This window comes from Propionicimonas sp. (assembly GCF_047606205.1).
Taxonomy (GTDB): Bacteria; Actinomycetota; Actinomycetes; order Propionibacteriales; family Propionibacteriaceae; genus Propionicimonas.
Window position 1 is genome coordinate 1 of record NZ_JASGES010000036.1, and the last position, 5,983, is coordinate 5,983.

General features: G+C 71.3%; 6 protein-coding genes. All 6 read right to left on the minus strand.

Annotated features, from left to right (window positions below):
* Nucleotides 1-147 precede the first annotated feature (147 nt).
* The gene (locus QM633_RS02245) at nucleotides 148-1,326 is read right to left on the minus strand and encodes an amidohydrolase family protein (protein WP_415152096.1); all 1,179 of its coding nucleotides are present in this window, start codon (nucleotides 1,324-1,326) and stop codon (nucleotides 148-150) included.
* A 9-nt stretch (nucleotides 1,327-1,335) separates the two neighbouring features.
* Nucleotides 1,336-2,895: a signal recognition particle protein gene (gene ffh / locus QM633_RS02250; RefSeq protein WP_415152097.1), complete on the minus strand. Its 1,560-nt coding sequence runs from the start codon at nucleotides 2,893-2,895 to the stop codon at nucleotides 1,336-1,338.
* 248 nt (nucleotides 2,896-3,143) lie between these two features.
* Entirely contained in the window at nucleotides 3,144-3,632 is a 489-nt protein-coding gene (locus tag QM633_RS02255) for a GNAT family N-acetyltransferase (protein WP_415152098.1), read from the minus strand.
* The gene (ftsY, locus tag QM633_RS02260; protein WP_415152101.1) at nucleotides 3,632-4,759 is read right to left on the minus strand and encodes a signal recognition particle-docking protein FtsY; all 1,128 of its coding nucleotides are present in this window, start codon (nucleotides 4,757-4,759) and stop codon (nucleotides 3,632-3,634) included. Before ftsY ends, QM633_RS02255 begins: the two co-directional genes overlap by 1 nt.
* Before the next feature lie 63 nt (nucleotides 4,760-4,822).
* Nucleotides 4,823-5,074 (minus strand): hypothetical protein, encoded by a 252-nt coding sequence (locus QM633_RS02265; protein WP_415152099.1) that lies wholly within the window; start codon nucleotides 5,072-5,074, stop codon nucleotides 4,823-4,825.
* Between the two features lie 76 nt (nucleotides 5,075-5,150).
* Nucleotides 5,151-5,983 (minus strand): AAA family ATPase (locus QM633_RS02270; RefSeq protein ID WP_415152100.1); only part of this gene is annotated, 833 nt, incomplete at its 5' end.

The following is a 5,983-nucleotide window of genomic DNA, read 5'->3' on the forward strand; positions in this document are numbered from 1 at the left end:
CAGCCAGGCCAGCCGCCGCCCGCGCTCGCCCTGGCCGCCCGGCCGGACCGCTTCCGCCGGGGCGGCGGCCGCACCTCCACTCACGAGAGTTAAGTTACCTTAACTTTGCGGGTTCCGCGGTCGGGACCGGACGCTGGTACGGCTCGCTCACACCGACCCGGAGCTCACCACCACCCGGCCGCGCAGGATCACGACGGACGGGTGCCGGGTGACCTCTGGCTGGAGACGCGGATCGGCGGCGTAGGCGACGAGGTCCGCCCAGCCGCCGTCGGCCGGCGGAGGAGCGCCCAGCCACGCCCGGGCCCGCCAGGACGCGGCGCCGAGCGCGAACTCCGTCCCGCCGACGCCGGCGAGCAGCTCGATCTCGGTGCCGATCAGGCCGTGGTGGACGGTGCCGCCCGCGTCGGTGCCCGCGAAGACCGGGACGCCCGCGTCCACCGCGGCCCCGATCGTGGCGAGCCGGCGTGCGTGCAGGGCTCGCATGTGGCTCGCGTAGGCAGGGAACTTCGCCTCGCCCGCGTCCGCGAAGCCCGGGAAGTTCTCCAGGTTGACCAGGGTGGGCACCAGGGCCACCCCGCGTTCGGCCATCAGGGCGATCGTCGAGTCGTCCAGCCCGGTGCCGTGCTCGATGCCGTCGATGCCCGCCCGAACGAGCTCGTGGACCGACTCCTCGCCGAAGCAGTGCGCGGTGACGCGCACACCGAGTTCGTGTGCCCTCGCGATGGCGGCGGCGGCGATCCCGGCCGGCCACAGCGGTGCGAGGTCACCGGCGTTCCGGTCGATCCAGTCGCCGACCAACTTCACCCAGCCGTCCCCGCGTCGGGCCTGCCGCTCGACCTCCGCGACCAGCTCGTCGGGGTCGACCTCCTCGGCGTAGTTGCGGATGTAGCGCATCGGACGCGCGATGTGCCGACCCGCGCGGATGATCCGGGGCAGGTCCGGGCGTTCATCGATCCAGTGCGAGTCGACCGGCGAGCCGGCATCGCGGATGAGCAGGGTGCCGGCGTCCCTGTCGGTGCGGGCCTGGTCCTCGGCGACCTCCGCCGGCACGGCGCCCCGGGCGCCCAGACCGATGTGGCAGTGCGCATCGACCAGGCCCGGCATGATCCAGGCGCCCCGGCACACCGTCACCGCGCCGGCGACGGGTTCGGTGCGGATCACCCCCTCGGACACCCACAGATCGCGCACCTCGCCGTCGGGCAGCAGGACGCCGTTCAGGTGCAGCGGCACCCTCTCCGGCGCGCCGGATCCCGCAGCCACCACCGCGTGCTCGTGCGCGAAGAACTCCGGCTCCCCGAGCCCTGGCGGCGCGTGGTGGTGGCTCATCGCTCGCGGCTAGCGGGGGCCGGTGTTCTTGGGGTTGAACAGCTGCTGCAGTTCGGCCGGCAGCTGGAACTCGCCGACCGCCTTGGCGAGATCGGCCTCGGTCGGCACCTGCTGGCCGAACGCCGACGGCGCCTGCGGCGCGGAGGGCAGCGCTGCGGGACCTCCCGAGCGCTTGGCCGGGTTGCCGGACACCTTGTGGTTGCCCTTCTTCTTCCTGGCCTGCTGCTTGGCCGCCGGCCGCCGTGCACCCGGCATGCCCGGCATCGAACCGGCCATGCTTTGCATCATCTTGCGGGCCTCGAAGAAGCGGTTCACCAGCGAGTTCACGTCGGAGACCTTCGTGCCGGAGCCGGCCGCGATCCGGGCGCGGCGGGAACCGTCCAGGATCTTCGGGTTCGTCCGTTCGGACGGCGTCATCGAGTAGATGATCGCCTCGATCCGATCGATCTCCTTCTCGTCGATGTTGTTGATCTGGTCCTTCATCTGGCCCATCCCCGGCATCATGCCGAGGATCTTGGACAGCGGACCCATCCGGCGGACGGCCTGCATCTGCTGAAGGAAGTCGTCGAGGCCGAACTCGCCCCCGCCCGACATGAGCTTCTGGGCCGCCTTCGCCGACTGTTCGGCGTCGAAGGTCTTCTCGGCCTGCTCGATCAGGGTGAGGATGTCGCCCATGCCGAGGATCCGGCTGGCCATCCGGTCGGGGTGGAAGGCGTCGAAATCGCCCAGACCCTCGCCGTTGGAGGCGAACATGATCGGCTTGCCGGTGACGCGCGCGATGGACAGCGCGGCACCGCCGCGGGCATCGCCGTCCAGCTTGGACAGCACGACGCCGTCGAATCCGACGCCGTCGGCGAACGCCCGTGCGGTGTTCACCGCGTCCTGGCCGATCATCGCGTCGACGACGAACAGGATCTCGGTGGGGTTGACGGCGTCGCGGATGTCGGCGGCCTGCTGCATCAGCTCCGCGTCCACGCCCAGCCGGCCGGCGGTGTCGACGATCACGACGTCGTACAGCTTGCTCATGGCCTGCAGGATCGACGCCCGCGCGACCGCGACCGGGTCGCCGACGCCGTTGCCGGGTTCGGGGGCGTAGACGTGGACACCTGCGCGCTCGCCGACCACCTGCAACTGGGTGACCGCGTTCGGGCGCTGGAGGTCGGCGGCGACGAGCAGCGGGGAGTGGCCCTGCTCCTTCAGCCACGTACCGAGCTTCCCTGCCAGCGTGGTCTTGCCGGAACCCTGCAGGCCGGCCAGCATGATCACCGTCGGCGGGCGCTTGGCGAACCGCAGTGGACGCGCCTCGCCGCCCAGGATCGCGATCAGCTCGTCGTTGACGATCTTGACGATCTGCTGCGCGGGGTTCAGCGCAGCGTGGATCTCGGCGCCGGCCGCGCGCTCACGGACGGCCCCGATGAACTCCTTGACGACGCCGAGGTTGACGTCCGCCTCGAGCAGCGCCAGGCGGATCTCCCGCGTCGTCGCCTCGATGTCGGCGTCGGTCAGCCGGGTCTTGCCGCGCAGGTTGCGGAACGCCGCGGACAGGCGGTCGGAGAGGGTGTCGAACAAGGGGATACCTCACGCTCGGGAACTCGGGACATCCTACCGGCCCCCGGCTCCGACCCATCCGCCGCACCGGACCGAATGGGGGACGGTTCCTTTCTCGGTCCATCGGCGGGAAGTGGACCGAGTAGAGAACCGTCCCCAACCCGGTCCAGAGTCATCCGCCGCACCGGACCGAATGGGGGACGGTTCCTTTCTCGGTCCATCGGCGGGAAGTGGACCGAGTAGAGAACCGTCCCCAACTCGGTCCAGAGTCAGAGGAACAGCTGGACCAGGACGAGGTCGAGCCAGCGGTCGAACTTGCGGCCGACCTCGGGGAGCCGGCCGACCTCGACGAAGCCGAGCGAACGGTGCAGGGCCGTCGACGCCTCGTTGTCGGCGCTGAGTCCCCCGATCAGGGCGTGGACGCCGTCGGCGCGCGCGGCGTCGATGATCGCGACCAGCAGCGCGCGTCCGATGCCCTTCCCCTGGTGGTTGGGGTGGACGTAGACGCTGTGCTCCATCGTCCCCGCGTAGCCGGCCTTCGGCCGGAACGGGCCGTAGGCGGCGTAGCCCACGACCACCCCGTTGTCGTCGGCCACCATCACCGGATGCCCGTGCCCGGCCTTGGTCGCGTACCACTCGGCGTGCTCGACCGGCGTCCACGGCACCAGGTCCCAGCTGGCGGTCGTGTGCACGACGGCGTCGTTGTAGATCTCCAGCAGCGCGGGCAGATCGGCCGGACGCGCCGCGCGGATCCGCATCACGACTCCGCGAGGAGCGCGTCGACGAAGCCCTCCGGCTCGAACGGCGCGAGGTCGTCGGGGCCCTCACCCAGCCCGATCAGCTTCACCGGCACCCCCAGTTCGCGCTGCACGGGCACGACGATGCCACCCTTCGCCGACCCGTCCAGCTTCGACAACACGATGCCGGTCACGTCCACCACCTCTGCGAACACCCTGGCCTGGGCGAGGCCGTTCTGGCCGGTGGTGGCGTCGATCACCAGGAGCACCTCCGTCACCGGGGCCTTCCTCTCGATCACCCGCTTGATCTTGCCGAGCTCGTCCATCAGGCCGGTCTTGGTGTGCAGGCGTCCGGCCGTGTCGACCACCACGACGTCGACGCCCTCGGACAGACCCTTCTCCACCGCGTCGAACGCGACCGACGCCGGGTCGCCGCCCTCCGGCCCGCGCACGACCGGGACGCCCACGCGGGAAGCCCAGGTCTGCAGCTGGTCGGCCGCGGCGGCGCGGAAGGTGTCGGCCGCGGCCAGGACCACGGAGTGGCCGTCGGCGACCAGCACCCGGGAGAGCTTGCCGATGGTCGTGGTCTTGCCGGTGCCGTTCACCCCGACGACCAGCACGACCCCCGGCAGCCCGCCGGCGCCGGTGACCCTCAGGCTGCGATCCGCGTCCGTCCCCACCAGACGCAGGAGCTCGCGGCGCAGGACGTCCTTCGCCTTCGCGGGATCGGAGGTGCCGTCGATCGAGAGTTCACGCCGCAGCGCGGTGATCAGCTCGTCGGTCGGCCCGACGCCGAGGTCGGCGGTGATCAGGGTCGCCTCGAGGTCCTCCCACGCCTCCGCGTCCAGCCGGTCGGCCGACAGCAGGCCGAGCAGACCGCGAGCGAACGGGTTGTTGCTCGCGCTCAGCCGGCGGCGCAACCGGGCCAGCCGGGACGAGGGCGGCTCCGGCGTCTCCACCGCGACGGGCTGCGGGGCCGGCTCCGCGACGACCTCCGTGGGCGCCGCTGCGGCGGACGGGACCGGCTCGGCCGGGGACACCGGCGAGGCCGGCAGCTCGGGGGTGGACGGGGGCGCGGGCAGTGCCCTACGGCGGCCGACAACGATGGTGATCGCGGCCACGACGAGCACGACCGCGACGGCGGCCATCAGGTACCAGAAGATATCCACCGGCTCATGGTAGGCAGGACCGGGCGGTTCCCCGCACCGGCGTCAGCGCTTGGGCGGCTCTGTGGCCGAGGACGCGCTGCGTGCGGAGGAGGCGCTGCGCGGCAACTCGTCGAAGAAGTCGACCAGGCCCTGCGGCGGGTCGGCGTCCCCGTTCAGGTGCCGCGCGGTGTTGGCCAGGACGTTGGCGACCTCGGGGGCGCGATCGGCAAGGCTGCCGCGCATCCCGACGGCCACGACCGCGATGATGCACAGGGCGATCGCCACAATCGCCACGGTGATCACCCAGTAGGTCACGCCGACACCCTTCCGCCGAGGAACGCCTTCATTATGCCCGAGCGGTCTCGGCGGGCCCGGGGCGGAAGAGCCGCTCTCAGCCTTCCCTCAGGCGCTGGCTGATCACGGCGGAGACCCCGTCGGACCGCATCGTCACGCCGTACAGAGCGTCGGCGATCTCCATCGTGCGCTTCTGGTGGGTGATCACCAGCAGCTGGCTGTTGGCCCGCAATTCTTCGTAAATCTCCAGCAAACGGCCCAGGTTGGTGTCGTCGAGCGCCGCTTCGACCTCGTCGAGGATGTAGAAGGGACTCGGCCGGGCCTTGAACAGCGCGACCAGGAAGGCCACCGCGACCAGCGAGCGTTCGCCGCCGGACAGCAGCGACAACCGCTTGACCTTCTTGCCCGGCGGTCTCGCCTCCACTTCGACGCCGGTGGTCAGCCACTCCCCCGGCTCGGTCAGGACCAGGCGTCCCTCGCCGCCGGGGAACAGCCGGGAGAACGACTCCTCGAAAGCCTTCTCGACATCGGCGTACGCCGCGGCGAACACCTCCTGGACCCGGGTGTCGACGTCGGCGATGATCCCGTTCAGGTCGTCCCTGGTCTTGCGGAGGTCGGCCAGCTGCTCGGCGAGGAAGGTGTGCCGCTCACTCAGCGCGTCGAACTCCTCCAGCGCCAGCGGGTTCACCTTGCCCAGGACAGCCAGGTCACGTTCGGCGGCGCGCAGCCGCTTCTCCTGCTCCGCGCGCACGTACGGGACGGGATCGGGACGCGGGTCGTCCTCGGTCAGCGGCCTGCCGTCGGCCCCGACGAGCACCGGCACCGGCACCTCGGGTCCGTAGTCGGCGACCAGCGCCTCGGCCTCGAGGCCGAGTTCCGCCAGCGCCCGCTCGGCGAGGGCGTCGATCTTCATCTGCTGCTGGGCACGCG